Raw genomic sequence first — 15814 nt, forward strand, 5'->3', positions numbered from 1 at the left:
GCGCAAAGCGCCGCAGCCGCAATTCATCTGCCCTTGCTGCGGTTATGTCACCCTAGCCGAGCGGGGGGCTATCTTCACTTTCCCCTCGACAAGTGACCACCTATGACCCAGCCTCCTGCCCCGCCATCCGGTTCTGCGGAACATCGTTTTCCATGTGACAATTGCGGCGCGGATTATCGATTCGACCCGCTATCCGGCACTCTGACCTGTGACCATTGCGGCCATTCCGAACCGATCGGTGCCGGCCCCTGGGGCGGCGCCAGCCTGCGCGAGCTGGATTTCGACGCTGCCATCGCCGACCGCCTGCCCGACAGCGAAATCGAGGAGACGCGGGTTCTGTCCTGCCCGAACTGTGCAGCGCAGGTTGAATTCGATCCCAACACCCATGCTGCGGAATGCCCGTTCTGCGCCACCCCGGTCGTTACAGACACCGGGATAAACCGGCATATCAAACCGAAGGGCGTTCTGCCCTTTGCGCTGGACGAGCGCGCCGCCCACAAAGCCATGAGCGACTGGCTGGGAAGGCTGTGGTTCGCGCCGAACGGGTTGAAAGATTATGCCCGCAAGGGCCGCAGGATGCAGGGCATCTACGTGCCCTACTGGACCTTCGACGCCGATACGAAGTCGGCCTATCGCGGAGAGCGCGGCATAGTCTACTATGAAACCCGCACCGTCATGCGGGATGGCAAACGGGTGCAACAACAGGTTCCCAAGATCCGCTGGACGCCCAAGTCGGGCCGGGTGGCGCGGTTTTTTGACGACGTGCTGGTGTTGGCCTCAAGGTCTCTGCCCAAGGCTTACACGGATGCTCTGGAGCCTTGGGATCTCCCGGCTCTGGAACCTTACCAGCCAGAGTACCTCGCCGGTTTTCGGGCCGAGGCCTATACGGTCGAGCTGAAAGATGGATATGCCGAAGCACGCGCATATATGGCCCGCGTGATCGAGCGGGACGTGCGTTTTGATATTGGGGGCGACAGGCAACGCATCCATGCAGTGGACACCGATGTGCGCGATGTCACGTTCAAACATATCCTGCTGCCGGTCTGGTTGGCGGCGTACAAGTATCGCGGTCAGACGTATCGTTTCGTGGTGAACGGCCGGACCGGCCGGGTTCAGGGAGAACGCCCCTGGTCGGCAATCAAGATCACGATCGCCGTTGTGCTTGGCCTGCTGGTTGCCGCGGGCATCGGATACCTGATGGCGACCGGGCAGCAATGACCTTCGGGGGTTCCTCCGCCGAAAACTCTGCGGCGGAACCCCTTGAACATCCCCGGCTTCTCACCCATCCTGCCGCCGGCTGCCCCGGAGGAGAAGATGACGTGACCCTGGCCGACCTGAACACGCTTCTGACCGCGCGCCATTCCTGCCGCGCCTTTCGGCCCGACCCGGTGCCACGTGGTGACATCGAACAGATCGTGGCCAGCGCGTCGCGGGTGCCAAGCTGGTGCAATGCGCAACCTTGGCAATTGGTCGTCACCAGCAAAGACGAAACCGACAGGTTCCGCGACGCGATGTCAAACGAAGCCAGGAACGGCACGCCGGCCCCCGATCTTCCTTTTCCCGTTTCCTACTCCGGCGTGTATCAAGACCGGCGCCGGACGTGTGGCTGGGCGCTTTACAGCGCGGTTGGCATAGAACGGGGGGACCGCGAAGGATTGGCGCAGCAAATGATGCAGAACTTTGCCCTCTTTGGCGCACCACATTGTGCCATCATCTCAAGCCCGGCAGAGCTGGGACCTTATGGTGCAATGGATTGCGGCGGCTTTGTCACGGCTTTTGCGCTCGCCGCTCAGGCTTTGGGCGTGGCAACCATCCCGCAAGCGGCATTGGCGGCGTACAGCCCTTTTTTGCATCAGTATTTTCAGATCCCCGATGACCGGTTGATCCTGTGCGCAATTTCCTTTGGCTATTCGGATATGGATCATCCTGCAAACAGCTTCCGTACGAAACGCGCGGCATTGGGTGACTTTGTGGACTGGCGCGGCTAAACCATCGCTCAGGCAGGCTCAACGTTTCGGGGGAGGAACCAAGTGCGCGCATTGCTGCAAAGGGTGACACAGGCCAAAGTGTCGGTCGAAGGCACCGTCATCGGCAAAACTGGTCCCGGGCTCATGATTCTTGTCTGCGCCATGCAGGGCGACAGCAAGGCACAGGCAGAAAAACTGGCCGAAAAAACCGCGAAACTGCGGATTTTCAAGGATGACGCCGGCAAGATGAACCGCTCGCTTCTGGATGTTGAAGGCTCTGCTTTGGTGGTCAGCCAGTTCACACTGGCGGCGGACACCTCCAGCGGCAATCGCCCCGGATTTTCAAACGCAGCCCCGCCCGAGTTGGGAGAGCAATTGTACAAGGTCTTCGCAGAGCACCTTGCCGCGCAGGGTATCGCGGTGGAAACCGGGCAGTTCGGCGCGGACATGGCGGTTGAGCTTGTAAATGACGGGCCGGTCACGATCTGGGTGGAGAATTGATGGATATTGAAAAGCAAGCTGTCAGGTTGTGGCAGGCCGGTGTTGATGCCGTCGGCGGGTATAAGGCCACCCTGGCCGCCTTGCCTGATGTCCCGAAACCAGACCGTATTCTGGCCGTGGGCAAACCCGCCGCAGCCATGGCGAGGGCTGCGCTGGAGCATTTCGGCGCCATCCCCACGCTTGTGGTCACCAAAGACGGGCATGGCCACGACCTGCCGGCCGGGGTCGAGGTGATCGAAGCGTCACACCCCGTTCCGGACGACCGCAGCCTGGCGGGCGGACGGGCACTGCGCCTGGCCATGGAACAGATGGGGCCCGGATCACATGTTCTGCTGCTGGTCTCGGGTGGCGCGTCATCCCTGGCCGAGGACCTGCTTCCGGGAACATCGCTGGCGGATCTCGAGGCGTTGAACCGCGAACTGCTGTCCAAAGGGCTGGATATCCGCGCAATGAATGCCGAGCGGCGCAAGCTGTCACGTATCAAGGGCGGCGGCCTGCTATCCCATTTCGCCGGAGACCGCGCCACGGTTCTGGCGATTTCGGATGTGCCCGGAGACGATCTGAACGTCATCGGTTCCGGGATCGGAGCATTGCCCGACAAGCATTCCTTTGCCGCCAGCAACCGGATCGTCGCTTCGAACGCGCATGCCCGCAATGCCGCCGCCAAAGCAGCGGAAACAATGGGGCTGAGGATTTGGACCAATGATGAGGCCCTGCACGACGACTATTTGCAGGTCGCGGCGCGTCTTGGGCCCATGCTGCGTGGAATGGAAAAAGGCGTGATGATCTTTGGCGGAGAACCGACCGTGGTCTTGCCTGATCACCCGGGACGTGGCGGCAGAAATCAGGCCCTTGCGCTTGCATTGGCAAAAGAGATCGCGGGGCAGACGGATCTTGCGGTGATCGTGGGCGGCACCGACGGCACGGATGGCCCGACAAATGCGGCGGGTGGAATCATAACCGGAGCAACCTGGGGTGAGGGCGCCGAACGCGCCCTTCAAAACGCCGATAGCGGGTCTTTCCTGGAAAAAGTCCAAGGCCTGCTGACAACCGGGCCAACCGGCACCAATGTCATGGATCTGGTTGTCGCGATACGTGGATGAATTGACGCTTCTCATGCCGCTTTGGCCCGCAATCGACCAGAAACTACCCGAAAATGCAGAATGTACCTGAACACCCACTCAGCAATTGCCGCACACCGGACAACAAAGCGAAGGCTTCGGCCTTCGGCATTTAGGAGAAATAACCTTGCCCGGTTCGCGGAAATAAGCCAACGTTGACTCATGCGTCAACAAAAAGCCCCCCAAGGGGCTGGAACCACTCAATAGGGAGAACACTCAATGAATGAACAAATAACGCATATGGCCGGTCAGGTCACAGCCGGGAAGATGACTCGCCGCGAATTCATGGGGAAAGCCGCGGCCCTGGGTGTTTCGGCGGCGGTGGCCAGCACGATGTTCGCAGACGCAGCACGCGCGGCTGGCCCGAAAAAAGGCGGTGACCTGAAATTTGGCCTTCAGGGTGGCGAATCCACCAACTCGCTGGATCCCGCGACCTATGCCAGTTCGGTTCCGTTCCAGAACGGCAAACAGTTTGGCGACCAGCTTGTGGAAGTTGCACCCGATGGGTCCATCGAACCGCGTCTGGCGGAAAGCGTCGAAGGCAGCGCGGATGCCAAGGTCTGGACCTTCAAACTGCGTCAGGGTGTCGAATTCCACAACGGCAAAACCATGACCAGCGAGGACGTGCTGAAGACAATGCAGCGCCACTCGAACGAAGACTCCAAGTCTGGTGCCCTTGGTATCATGAAGGGCATCGAGTCGATGAAAGCCGATGGCGACAATTTCCAGGTCACTCTGTCCGAGCCAAACGCTGACCTTCCGTATCTGATGGCCGACTACCACCTGATCATTCAGCCCGATGGCGGCATGGACAATCCCGGAGCAGGTATCGGAACCGGACCATACAAGGTGGAAGTAGACGAACCCGGTGTGCGCCACTTGTTCACAAAATACGAGAACCACTGGAACTCTGATTTTGGTAACTTCGACAGTGTTGAAGTCGTGGTTATCAATGACGCAACTGCGCGTACCGCTGCATTGCAATCGGGTCAGGTCCACGCCATCAACCGTGTTGAACCAAAGGTCGCGGACCTGCTGGGGCGCGCACCCAATCTGACCGTGCACTCGACCGCTGGCCGCGGCCACTATGTCTTTATCATGCACTGCGATACCGCACCGTTCGACAACAACGAACTGCGCACGGCCCTGAAGTATGCCATCAACCGTGCGGATCTGGTGGACAAAGTACTCCGCGGCTATGGCTCGATCGGTAACGACATGCCGATTAACGCAGCCTATCCACTGTTTGACGAGACAATCGAACAGCGCGAGTTCAGCGTGGAAAAAGCCGCCGAGCACTACAAGAAGTCCGGTCATGACGGCTCGCCGATTGTTCTTCGTGTTGCAGACGGTGCCTTCCCGGGTGCCGTGGATGCCGCAGCCCTTTTCCAACAGACGGCGGCCCAGGCTGGAATTCCGCTGGAAATCAAGCGCGAGCCGAATGACGGCTACTGGTCCGAGGTTTGGAACGTACAGCCCTTCTGTGCCTCTTACTGGGGCGGTCGTCCGGTGCAGGACCAGATGTATTCGACCGCGTATCTGTCGACGGCTGACTGGAACGATACACGTTTCAAAGTTCAGGCATTTGACGACCTGCTGTTCGCGGCTCGTGCAGAACTGGATGTCGAGAAACGCAAGGGCATCTATAGCCAGATGGGCCGCATGGTCCGTGATGAAGGCGGTCTGATTTGCCCGATGTTCAACGATTTTGTCGAAGGTGTCAGCAACCAACTGGATGGTTGGGAAAGCGACCCGACACAGGAAATGATGAACGGCAACATGTCCCGCAAAATGTGGTTCGTCTGATACAGGCATCGGATAATGCATCCTATCATAAAACTGGTTTCCCAGCGCCTCGCGCTGGGAATTCTATTGCTGTTCGGCGCTTCGGCCTTGATTTTTGGCCTGACCGAAGCTCTTCCCGGAGACGCCGCGCAAGCCGTCCTGGGGCAGTCCGCAACCCCCGAGGCCTTGGCCAACCTTCGCGAAGAAATGGGCCTGAACCGCCCGGCCCTGACCCGTTATTTTGAATGGCTGGGCGGCATCGTTCAGGGTGACCTTGGCCAATCGCTGACCAACAAGCTTGATATTGCCGAGAGCATCGGAAAACGCCTCGGGAACACGTTGTTCCTGGCTTGTGTCGCGGCAATCGTATCCGTCCCGCTTGCGATCTTTCTGGGTCTGCTGGCTGTCCGGTTCCGCAATCGCTGGCCCGACAAACTGATTTCCGCCGTCACGCTGACAACGGTTTCCATCCCCGAGTTCCTGATCGGCTACGTCGTGATCTACTACATCTCGGTCAAACTGGGATGGTTTTCCTCGCTTGCGATGATCAACGACTCGATGTCGTTCTGGCAAAAGCTGAACGCGATTGCGCTGCCTGCCTTCGTTCTGACACTGGTGGTCCTGGCGCAGATGATGCGGATGACCCGCGCTGCAATTCTGAACCTCATGCAATCAGCCTATATCGAAACGGCCGAACTCAAGGGCCTGAGCACGTTTCAGGTCATCGCGCGGCATGCCTTTCCCAACGCAATTTCGCCCATCGTGAACGTTGTCATGCTGAACCTCGCCTACCTCGTTGTCGGCGTCGTCGTGGTCGAAGTCGTGTTCGTCTATCCCGGCATGGGGCAGTACCTTGTGGACGCCGTGACCAAGCGTGACGTGCCGGTTGTTCTGGCCTGCGGCGTGGTGTTCGCGGCTGTTTACATCGGTCTGAACATGGTCGCGGATATCGTCTCGATCCTCGCCAACCCAAGACTGAGGCATCCGAAATGAAAAACATCCCTATTTCGGCTCTGATTGGCCTCATATTCACCGGCGCCTATTTCTTCGTGGCCATTGCTGCCCCGTTGATCGCGCCTTACGGGATGGCGGAAGTGGTCGGCGATGTATGGGAACAGGCCAGCGCCGAGCACCTGCTGGGCACCGACAATATCGGCCGCGACCTGCTGACCCGCATGATCTATGGCGGCCGCACGACGATCTTCATTGCCGCCGCAGCGACATTGCTCAGCTTCTTGACCGGTACATCGCTTGGTCTTCTGGCCGCCGTTCTGGGCGGTTGGGCGGATCAGGCGCTTAGCCGGACAGTCGATCTGATCATGTCGATCCCTACCCTGATACTTGCGCTGGTCATTCTGGCCATCGTTCCGGTTACTGTTCCGATCCTGATCCTTGTCATGGGGCTTTTGGATGCGACACGCCCCTATCGCCTGTCGCGCTCCGTCGCCGTGGACATCAACGTGATGGATTATGTCGAAGCCGCCAAACTGCGTGGTGAGGGGCGGACATGGATCATCTTCCGGGAAATCCTGCCGAACGCATTGTCACCGCTGGTGGCCGAGTTCGGCCTGCGGTTCATTTTCATGGTGCTGTTCATCTCTACCCTGTCCTTCCTGGGTCTCGGCGTTCAACCGCCGCTGGCCGACTGGGGTGGCATCGTGAAGGAAAACAAGGACGGCATCGTGTATGGCATTGGCGCGGCCCTGTACCCCGCGGTGGCCATCGCGACGCTCGCGATCTCGGTCAATCTTGTGGCCGACTGGATCCTCAACCGTACTACATCGCTGAAAGGAGGTCGGGGATGAGTGATACCCTTCTCAAGGTCCGTGACCTCAAGATCGGTGCGACCGTTTACCCACCGGGTGAGAAACCCCATGACATCGAAATCGTGCACGGGGTCAGCTTTGACCTTGAGCGCGGCAAGGTATTGGGTCTGATCGGTGAATCCGGCGCTGGGAAATCCACCATCGGTCTTGCCTCGATGGCCTATGGCCGGGGTGGCGTTGAAATCACCGGCGGCGAAGTCTGGGTCAACGGGCGCGACATCCTGAAATCATCGCATGGCGATATTCGGAATCTGCGCGGGGGTGAGGTTGCCTATGTCTCGCAATCTGCCGCCGCGTCGTTCAACCCGGCCAAGAAGATCATGGATCAGGTTGTCGAAGCGGCTGTCGAGCACAAGAAGTTTTCGCGCAAAGAGGCCGAGGCCCGCGCGCGTGAGCTTTTCGCAAAGCTGGGCTTGCCTGACCCTGACAACATCGGCAACCGTTATCCGCACCAGGTTTCGGGCGGTCAGTTGCAGCGTTGCATGACCGCATTGGCACTGTGTCCTGAACCCGATCTGGTGGTGTTCGACGAACCGACCACGGCGCTGGATGTTACCACCCAGATCGATGTTCTTATGGCGATCAAGGATGCCATACGCGATACCGGCGTTGCCGCTTTGTACATCACGCATGACCTGGCGGTTGTTGCGCAGGTCAGCGACGATATCATGGTTTTGCGGATGGGTGACACAGTCGAATATGGCAGCACCGATCAGATCATCAACAACCCGCAGGAAGAATACACGCAGGCTTTGGTCTCGGTGCGTTCGATCGAGCACGAAGAAAAGCAGCCCACACCGGAACCGCTGCTTACCGTTGACGGGATCACCGCGCGCTACAAGGGGCTGAACTTCGACGTGCTGCACAACGTCAATGTCGAGCTTCATCCGGGGCAGACACTGGCGGTCGTGGGCGAATCCGGCTCGGGCAAATCCACGCTGGCCCGGGTGATCACCGGCCTGTTGCCGCCGCGCGATGGCGAGATCCGTTTTGCCGGTCGCACGCTGTCGCCGGACCTTGCGGGGCGGTCTCGCGAGGATCTGCGCGAGTTGCAGATGATCTATCAGATGGCAGACGTGGCAATGAACCCACGCCAGACCGTCGGCACCATCATCGGCCGCCCGTTGGAGTTCTATTTCAACATGCGCGGCGCTGAGAAGCGCAAACGGATCATCGAGTTGTTGGATGAGATCGAGCTGGGCGAAAAATTCATCGACCGCTATCCTGCGGAACTGTCCGGAGGTCAGAAACAGCGTGTCTGTATCGCCCGGTCACTGGCAGCCAAGCCCAAGTTGATCATCTGTGACGAGGTCACTTCGGCACTGGATCCGCTGGTGGCGGACGGCATCCTCAAGCTGCTGCTGGACCTGCAAAAGATCGAGGATGTGGCCTATCTGTTCATCACCCACGATCTGGCGACGGTCCGCGCGATCAGCGACAGCATCGCGGTGATGTATCAGGGTCGCGTGGCCCGTTATGGCTCGAAGAGTCAGGTGCTGAGCCCGCCCTTCGACGATTACACCGACCTGCTGCTCAGTTCGGTGCCTGAAATGCATCTGGGCTGGCTGGAAGAGGTCGTCGCCCATCGCAAGATGGAAAGCGCCGGTAACTGATCCGGTTCGTGACATTTCGATGAAGGTTTGAATCCCGGCACCTTGTTTGAAGACAGGTGTCGGGATTTTGCTATTGGGGGCGCAAAGTGGCAGCCGATAGACGTCGAATCTCTTAGGGTCGCCGGAACGCAATGTCTCTCAAAGGGCCTCGACATGGACCGCAAGTTTCTCCTCATCATTCTGGACGGTGTCCCCTATCGCAATTTTCGCCGCCTGTTCGGCAATCTCGAAGGCTGGGTCGACAGTGGTGAAGCACGGCTTTGGAAACTGCGTGCCGTGCTGCCTTCGACATCGGCCAGTTGCTATGCGTCGATCCACACGGGCGTGACACCGCAAGAGCATGGCTGCACCGGGAATGGAAACGTCTTCCGGCTGAGCCACAAGGACGTGTTCAGTCAGGTGCGTGAAGCCGGTGGTGTGACCGGGGCGGTGACACACAGCTATTGGTCGCAGTTCTTCAACCGTCACCCCTTCGACTACGTCCGCGACATCGAATACGACGAGCCCGAAAGCGCGACGATCAACCATGGCCGTTTTCACAGCATGACCGGCTATGGCAAAGCCAACCAGATGACGCCATCCGATGTCGACCTGTATGCCACTCTGACCAACATGTGCCTGCGTTTCGGGCTGGACTATGGCATTCTGCACACCTGCACGCTGGACAGTATGGGCCACCGTTTTTTCCACGATTGTGAAGAAATGGATCACGCCTGCTTTGTTGCCGACGAAATGCTTGCGCCTTTCATCCCCCGCTGGCGCCAGTTGGGATATGAAGTGATCGTCACCGCGGATCATGGCCAAGACGAGCGCGGCCACCACGGTGGGCGCGGCCCGCTGCAACAGGAAACGGCGCTGTACTATTTCGGTGACGCAGAAGGGCCAGACGCCGAGACCGTCATAAACCAGTTGCAATTGGCCCCGACCATCCTGAGCCGAATGGGTGCCCCCATTGCAGAGACAATGAAGGCGGAACCGTTTCTGCGGTAATGGTCATGCGGCTTCGGGGCCGCTTATGCGGCCTTCGCCGCCACCACTGTCGCAAATACCTGGTATCCGTAAAGCGACCCGTTTCGAGCACGTCTTTCGTGCTCGGCCACAAGCCCCGCTGCCAGTTCTTTTCCGATATCACCTCGCTCGTACATTTGCTTGGTGGTCAGGTCGACCCAAGGCAACATCTGCTCGGGTGTCGAGACAACTCTGCTTTGCACGTCAAAGTGTTTCACGGATAGTCCGGCATCGGAAATCATTGACCTGAGTTTTGCGACGACAAAAGGATCGGTTACAAACTCGCGGACGAACTCTTTTGCGCAGATATCCAGTGGATCATTTGGAAAAGAGCTGAACGTCGCTTTGGAAAAATCAGCGTCACACACAATCAACAGACCATCAGGCTTCAGCACTCTGAAAGCCTCGGCAATCAGAGATTCGGGGTCTTCTACATGCGTGAGCACCGTGTGCATGATAACCGCATCGACGGTTTCATCTTCCAAAGGCAGCGCGGCACCGTCCGCCACTTTAAACGTCAGGTTCGAATACTCTCTAGCTCGATCGTTGGCTTCCGAGACAAACCCTTTCGAAGGTTCAAAACCTATGACGTTCGCCGGGTGGCAGTGTGATGCGATGCGACGTGTGACGGCGCCTGCACCGGCCCCAACCTCGACAACCGTTGATGCATCCGTGACGTTCAGATGACCCAGATAGGCGGCAACGATCCGTTCCATGGCCGGGTCCGCTTGCCGTTGGTCCATTGAATCCGCAAACAACTTGATGAATTCAGGCCCGGCGGCATCAACGTTCTGGAAGGGGTCGGCCATAAGGTAAGATCTCCTCGGAAAATTTGAGTGAGCTTACCACAGCCAGCCGATTTTCGGCATACAGGCCCCAAAAAGGACCAGAGCCTTCAAATCACTGCATCAGTCGTAGGACCAGATCCCCTGCCCCAGCGCTTCTATCGCAACCGAAATACGTTCAAAACTGTCAGCCGCACGTTTCACCGAGGTTCTCGCGCGCAGATACCCGTGCACAAGACCGAACTCATTGATCCAGTGGGCCTGCCCGCCCGCCGCATTGATCCGACTGCAATAAACCTGCCCGTCGTCACGCAGCGGATCGCAATCAGCCGTTACAACCACGGTCGGCGGCAGGTTTGAAAAGTCACTGTCCTGCAACGGCGCATAGGTCGGATCGCCCTTGGGCGGATCGCCCACGCATCGGACGGTTTCATAAAACTTGATTTCATCCAACGTCAGCAAGGGGGCCTGGGCATGTTCCTGGTAGGACCCCCGGGTGCGGTCCCCACCGAGGCCCGGATAGATCAGCACCTGCCCCAGGATTCCGTCCATACGCCCGCGCGCGTAGTGGGATACCGCAGCAGCCAGATTTCCACCGGCGCTGTCACCGGCCAAAATCAATGGGTCTCCGAATTTGGTTGCGGCCCAGTTCGCAGCCGCCCAACAGTCATCAAACTGTGCCGGGTGCACATGTTCAGGACACAGCCGGTAATCGACGGCGACGACCCGGTACCCGGTTTGGGCGCATAATTCAGCGCAAACATCGTCGTGACTTTCCAGACCACCAACAACGAAACCGCCACCATGAAAATAGATGACGGTTCGGGTTGGTTGCCCGGCAGAGTAAATTCGAACCGGAACACCATCAGCGGTCCGGTCTTCTGTTTCCACCCCAGCTGGGCGTGGTTGGCGAAAGTCCTGACACATGGTGTCATAGACACGGCGCTGATCCTCGATCGACAGATCGACCGCGTCATCGGGATAGCTTTCTGCCGTGCGACGTATGAACGCCCAGGTTTCTTCGTCGATCAGGCGTTCATAGTCCATTGTCCCTCCGGCTTATTCAGACCACTCCCATGGCCGGGTGTATACGCCCAGCACTTTTGCAACATCGTCTTCCGAAGATCCGTTCGCGTCAAGCTGCGCGACAAGGCCGCGTTTCTTATCATCAATGACGGAAACCACCCGCGCCGCCAAACCGGCATCCTCGAGGGCGCCGTTGTAGATACGAGTGATGGCCTGTTTCCGAAGTTCAGGCTTGAACACCTTGCCAACGGCCGTTTTGGGCAGCTCATCCAGAATGGTCATGTGCTTGGGTTGCGCCGCACGTTCATGCACGTGAACCTTGCAGTAATCCATCAGCTCTTTTTCGGTGACAGACGCGCCTTCGACCAGTTCGACAAAGGCGCAGGGAACTTCACCGGAATGCGCATCCGGCTGGCCGATGGCACCGGCAAAAGCAACGGCCTCGTGACCCAGCAAAGCCTCTTCGATCTCGGCAGGGTCGATGTTGTGACCGCCACGAATGATCAGGTCCTTGGCGCGACCGGTGATCCATAGATACCCATCTTCGTCGAAGCGCCCCAGATCGCCCGTGCGCAGGTACTTGTCGAAGTGATAAAGGTTAACGTTCTTGTCGGCCTCGGTATAAGTATTGCCCGCATAGACACCCGGGTTCGAGATGCAGATCTCACCGATTTGATCAGTGTCGCACTCGGTCGGTCCGTCTGGCCCATCCTGCAAGATCTTGACGTCTGTATAGGGGAACGGAATACCGATCGATCCGATCTTTTTCTCACCATCCACCGGGTTGCACGAAACCAGACATGTGGCCTCTGTCAGACCGTACCCTTCGACAATGGTGACGCCGGTCGCTTCTTCAAAGCGACGGAACAGTTCCACCGGCAGCGGGGCGGAGCCCGAGAAGGCCGTTTTTACGCTTGAGATATCGGCATCGACTGGGCGCTGCATCTTGGCTGAAATCGCGGTTGGCACGGTGATGATGAAGCTCACCTTCCAACGCTCGATCAGCTTCCAGAAATTGTCGAACACCCCGTCGCCGCGATATCCCTGTGGCGTCGGGAAAACCACATGGGCACCGGATGATACGGCCGCCATCACAATCACATGCACCGCAAAAACGTGGAACATGGGCAGCGGGCACATGATGACGTCGTTTTCGTCAAACAGAAGCGTGTTCCCCAACCAGCCGTTGTAGATCAGGCCGGAATACTTGTGCTGCGCCACCTTCGGCATACCCGTGGTACCGCCGGTATGGAAATAACAGGCGACACGATCTTCCTTGCTGTCTTCAAACGTCAGCGTCGTCGGTTGCTTGGCCAGTTCCGTGTGGAAGTTCTTGTAATCCGCATGGGCAAGCTTTTCCTTGTCGCCCATCTTGGGGCGCAGAAACGGCACCAGCCATGATTTGGGCGGGGTCAGATACCGGTTCAGATCGATTTCCAGAATGGTATTGACCTTGGGTGCGTGGCGCACCGCCTCTTCGACCTTCTGCGCGACATCTGTTTTCGGGAAAGATTTCAGCGTCACCACGACCTTGGCGCCGGTCTCGCGCAGGATCGCGGCGATCTGTTCCGGTTCAAGCAAGGGGTTGATCGGGTTCACGATCCCCGCAACCGCGCCGCCCATCATCGTGACCAGTGTCTCGTTGCAGTTGGGCAGCACATAGGCGACCACGTCTTTTTCACCCACACCCAGCGAGCGGAACAGGTTTGCTGCCTGGTTGACCTGACCCAGAAGTTGCGACCAGGTCAGGGTCTCGGCCTTGTCCTTCGGGCCCGAGAACAGTTGGAAGCTCATGGCATTGTGGTTGGGGAACTTCCCTGCGGTGCGCGACAAAAGCTGATGGAAGGTGACGGGCAAATCCCGATCCTCCCACGGCATTTCCTGTTCCATGCGCTTCTTGTCTTCCAAACCCACAAAGGCCATGTGGTTCCTCCCGTATTATTCTCCCGCGTTTTGCGCGGGCTTGTTGTTCGCAACCAAGATGGAAGCAAAACGAACCTCGCGCAAGCGAGGCCTTAGCCTTCAGGGGGAGTAAAATGTAGAATGACGCTACGGCGAATTCGCAAGTGCCGGAGCGTCACTCTTATTCTGCGGCGACACCATCGGTGAACTGCAACCGGGCAAGGCGTGCATACAGCCCGTCCTGAGACACCAGATCCTCGTGGCGGCCTTGTGCCACGATGCGGCCTTCCTCTAGCACGACGATGCGGTCGGCTTTCTTAACAGTCGCCAATCTGTGCGCGACGATCAGGGTCGTGCGGCCGGCACGCATCTTGTCCACCGCGCCCTGCACTGCGCGTTCGCTTTCCGCATCCAGCGCCGAAGTCGCCTCGTCCAGCAGCAGAACCGGCGCGTCGCGCAGGATTGCCCGGGCAATGGCAATACGCTGCTTCTGCCCGCCAGACAGCATGACACCGCGTTCGCCGACAAAGCTGTCATATCCTTGGGGCAAGGCCGCAATAAAATCATGCGCGGCAGCGGCCCGGGCGGCGGCCTCGACTTCTGCATCCGAGGCGTCCAGACGACCAAAGCGGATGTTTTCCCGCGCGGATGCAGCAAAGATCACAGGATCCTGAGGCACCAGAGCCATGTGGCGGCGGAAATCTGACCGGTTGATGTCGCGCAGATCAAGACCGTCCAGCGTCACGCGGCCCGAGTTCGGATCATAGAACCGCTGGATCAGTTGGATCACGGTTGTTTTTCCTGCCCCGGATGGCCCGACGAATGCGACCGTCTCGCCTGGCTTCACCAGAAGTGACAGATGATCCAATGCAACCGTATCGGGCCGCGCGGGATAGCGGAAGCTGACATCTTCAAACCGGATTTCGCCCTGAATGTTCTTGGGAAGCGCTTTGGGATTGGCAGGGTCGGTCACGGTATCTTCTGCATGCAGCAGCTCGACCAGACGTTCGGTGGCCCCCGCGGCACGCTGAAGTTCGCTCCAGATTTCGGACAGGGCGGCGACCGAGCCCGCCATGATGATCGAATAGATGACGAACTGGATCAGAACGCCTTCGGTCATCACGCCATTTCGTACGTCATTGGCACCCATCCACAGAACGCCCACGATACCCGAGAAAACCAGGAAGATCACGATCACCGTCAGCACCGCGCGGGTCTGTATGCGGCGCAGCGAGACGGCATAGGATGTCTCGGTCATCTCACTGAACTGCTGGCGGCTGGCCTGTTCATGAGAAAATGCCTGAACGGTCTGTACCGCGCCCAATGCCTCACCCGCGTTGCCGGACGAGGCCGCGATCCAGTCCTGATTCTCGCGGCTGATCACGCGCAGACGGCGACCAAGTACAAGGATCGGCACGATGACCACCGGGATCAGCAACAATACCAGCCCGGTCAGCTTGGCGGATGTCAGCAGCATCAGAACCAGCCCACCGACGAACATCAGTATGTTTCGCAGGGCAATGGACACGGACGAGCCGAGAACAGATTGGATCAGCGTCGTGTCAGTGGTGATCCGGCTCAGCACCTCACCGGTCATGATTCGCTCATAGAATTCCGGGCTCATACCGATGACCCGATCAAACACCGCCTTGCGGATATCGGCCACTACCCGTTCGCCCAGACGGGTCACAAGCGCATACCGAATACCGGTGCCCACGGCCAGAACGGCAGCAATGACCAGCGCGGCCAGAAAATACCAATCCAGAAGCTCTCCATCCTGAATTCGGAAATTGTCGACCACGCGCCGTACCGCCAATGGCAGCGTCAGGGTCATGCTGGCCGTCAGAATCAACGCCAACGTCGCGCCGATCATCAGGAATTTGTAGGGTTTCATGAACGGCCAAAGCGAGGCCAGAACCCCAATCTTCTTTGAACGGGCGCGTTCCTCGGAGGCTCCGGGCGCGGCGGTATGCGTTGGCTTGCTGGCGGCTTGTCTTGCCATGTCTGGCCCTTGTATCCTGAACCGTACTGAGTGACCGCTTTCTTGGAGGTAGCGGCAGGTATGGTCAAGCATCACAACCGCAATCGGCAGGTCGAAAGGGCCATTTGACGCAGAATTTCAAGGAAGGCATGGAGCGGGTAGACGGAATCGAACCGACATAGCCTGCTTGGAAGGCAGGGGCTTTACCATTAAGCTATACCCGCAAATGGTTTGCGCTGGTTAAGTCATGCTTTCGGGATCGTCAAGCCGGAAGTGGCAAATTTAGTGGCGCAATTTTT

Annotated in this window: 13 protein-coding genes and 1 tRNA gene; 9 read left to right on the top strand and 5 right to left on the bottom strand. The window is 58.6% G+C overall.

What is annotated here, in order from left to right:
• Positions 1-102: 102 nt before the first annotated feature.
• From GS620_RS12345 to GS620_RS12385, 9 genes are all read left to right on the top strand, one after another.
• The gene (locus GS620_RS12345) at positions 103-1218 is read left to right on the top strand and encodes a TFIIB-type zinc finger domain-containing protein (protein WP_171616108.1); all 1116 of its coding nucleotides are present in this window, start codon (positions 103-105) and stop codon (positions 1216-1218) included.
• A 101-nt stretch (positions 1219-1319) separates the two neighbouring features.
• Positions 1320-1988, top strand: a complete 669-nt coding sequence (locus GS620_RS12350) for a nitroreductase (RefSeq protein ID WP_371809804.1) — start codon at positions 1320-1322, stop codon at positions 1986-1988.
• Between the two features lie 42 nt (positions 1989-2030).
• A complete protein-coding gene (gene dtd / locus GS620_RS12355; protein WP_171114725.1) occupies positions 2031-2468 on the top strand; it encodes a D-aminoacyl-tRNA deacylase in 438 nt (145 codons plus the stop codon).
• Positions 2468-3571 carry a glycerate kinase gene (locus GS620_RS12360; protein ID WP_171167066.1) on the top strand — a complete coding sequence of 368 codons (1104 nt, stop codon included), beginning with the start codon at positions 2468-2470 and terminating at the stop codon, positions 3569-3571. The genes dtd and GS620_RS12360 overlap by 1 nt, the downstream gene beginning before the upstream one ends.
• Before the next feature lie 237 nt (positions 3572-3808).
• Positions 3809-5395 (top strand): ABC transporter substrate-binding protein, encoded by a 1587-nt coding sequence (locus GS620_RS12365; RefSeq protein ID WP_171167064.1) that lies wholly within the window; start codon positions 3809-3811, stop codon positions 5393-5395.
• Between the two features lie 15 nt (positions 5396-5410).
• Positions 5411-6367, top strand: coding sequence for an ABC transporter permease (locus tag GS620_RS12370; protein WP_152458791.1), 957 nt, complete (start codon positions 5411-5413; stop codon positions 6365-6367).
• The gene (locus GS620_RS12375; RefSeq protein WP_171205344.1) at positions 6364-7179 is read left to right on the top strand and encodes an ABC transporter permease; all 816 of its coding nucleotides are present in this window, start codon (positions 6364-6366) and stop codon (positions 7177-7179) included. The genes GS620_RS12370 and GS620_RS12375 overlap by 4 nt, the downstream gene beginning before the upstream one ends.
• Positions 7176-8813: an ABC transporter ATP-binding protein gene (locus GS620_RS12380; protein ID WP_171616110.1), complete on the top strand. Its 1638-nt coding sequence runs from the start codon at positions 7176-7178 to the stop codon at positions 8811-8813. Before GS620_RS12375 ends, GS620_RS12380 begins: the two co-directional genes overlap by 4 nt.
• A 153-nt stretch (positions 8814-8966) precedes the next feature.
• Complete coding sequence (locus tag GS620_RS12385) at positions 8967-9803, top strand: alkaline phosphatase family protein (RefSeq protein ID WP_171616112.1); 837 nt, start codon at positions 8967-8969, stop codon at positions 9801-9803.
• A gap of 23 nt (positions 9804-9826) precedes the next feature.
• On the opposite strand, the gene GS620_RS12390 is transcribed toward GS620_RS12385, so the two are convergent.
• The 5 genes from GS620_RS12390 to GS620_RS12410 form a co-directional block, all read right to left on the bottom strand.
• Complete coding sequence (locus GS620_RS12390; RefSeq protein ID WP_171616114.1) at positions 9827-10630, bottom strand: methyltransferase domain-containing protein; 804 nt, start codon at positions 10628-10630, stop codon at positions 9827-9829.
• A 99-nt stretch (positions 10631-10729) separates the two neighbouring features.
• On the bottom strand, positions 10730-11653 hold the full coding sequence (locus tag GS620_RS12395) for an alpha/beta hydrolase (RefSeq protein ID WP_171616116.1): 924 nt from the start codon (positions 11651-11653) through the stop codon (positions 10730-10732).
• A 12-nt stretch (positions 11654-11665) separates the two neighbouring features.
• The gene (locus tag GS620_RS12400) at positions 11666-13555 is read right to left on the bottom strand and encodes an acyl-CoA synthetase (RefSeq protein ID WP_171329518.1); all 1890 of its coding nucleotides are present in this window, start codon (positions 13553-13555) and stop codon (positions 11666-11668) included.
• Between the two features lie 160 nt (positions 13556-13715).
• Positions 13716-15536 carry an ABC transporter transmembrane domain-containing protein gene (locus GS620_RS12405; protein ID WP_171616118.1) on the bottom strand — a complete coding sequence of 607 codons (1821 nt, stop codon included), beginning with the start codon at positions 15534-15536 and terminating at the stop codon, positions 13716-13718.
• A 129-nt stretch (positions 15537-15665) separates the two neighbouring features.
• Positions 15666-15739: transfer RNA gene (locus GS620_RS12410), tRNA-Gly, on the bottom strand.
• Between the last annotated feature and the right edge of the window lie 75 nt (positions 15740-15814).

This window comes from Ruegeria sp. HKCCD6428 (assembly GCF_013110595.1).
Classification (GTDB): Bacteria; Pseudomonadota; Alphaproteobacteria; order Rhodobacterales; family Rhodobacteraceae; genus Ruegeria.

Bases quoted from the DNA above. Each gene is read 5' to 3' on its own strand.
- GS620_RS12345 (WP_171616108.1), top strand. From the start codon at position 103: ATGACCCAGCCTCCTGCCCCGCCATCCGGTTCTGCGGAACATCGTTTT.
- GS620_RS12360 (WP_171167066.1), top strand. From the start codon at position 2,468: ATGGATATTGAAAAGCAAGCTGTCAGGTTGTGGCAGGCCGGTGTTGAT.
- GS620_RS12365 (WP_171167064.1), top strand. From the start codon at position 3,809: ATGAATGAACAAATAACGCATATGGCCGGTCAGGTCACAGCCGGGAAG.
- GS620_RS12370 (WP_152458791.1), top strand. From the start codon at position 5,411: ATGCATCCTATCATAAAACTGGTTTCCCAGCGCCTCGCGCTGGGAATT.
- GS620_RS12375 (WP_171205344.1), top strand. From the start codon at position 6,364: ATGAAAAACATCCCTATTTCGGCTCTGATTGGCCTCATATTCACCGGC.
- GS620_RS12380 (WP_171616110.1), top strand. From the start codon at position 7,176: ATGAGTGATACCCTTCTCAAGGTCCGTGACCTCAAGATCGGTGCGACC.
- GS620_RS12385 (WP_171616112.1), top strand. From the start codon at position 8,967: ATGGACCGCAAGTTTCTCCTCATCATTCTGGACGGTGTCCCCTATCGC.
- GS620_RS12390 (WP_171616114.1), bottom strand. From the start codon at position 10,630: ATGGCCGACCCCTTCCAGAACGTTGATGCCGCCGGGCCTGAATTCATC.
- GS620_RS12395 (WP_171616116.1), bottom strand. From the start codon at position 11,653: ATGGACTATGAACGCCTGATCGACGAAGAAACCTGGGCGTTCATACGT.
- GS620_RS12400 (WP_171329518.1), bottom strand. From the start codon at position 13,555: ATGGCCTTTGTGGGTTTGGAAGACAAGAAGCGCATGGAACAGGAAATG.
- GS620_RS12405 (WP_171616118.1), bottom strand. From the start codon at position 15,536: ATGGCAAGACAAGCCGCCAGCAAGCCAACGCATACCGCCGCGCCCGGA.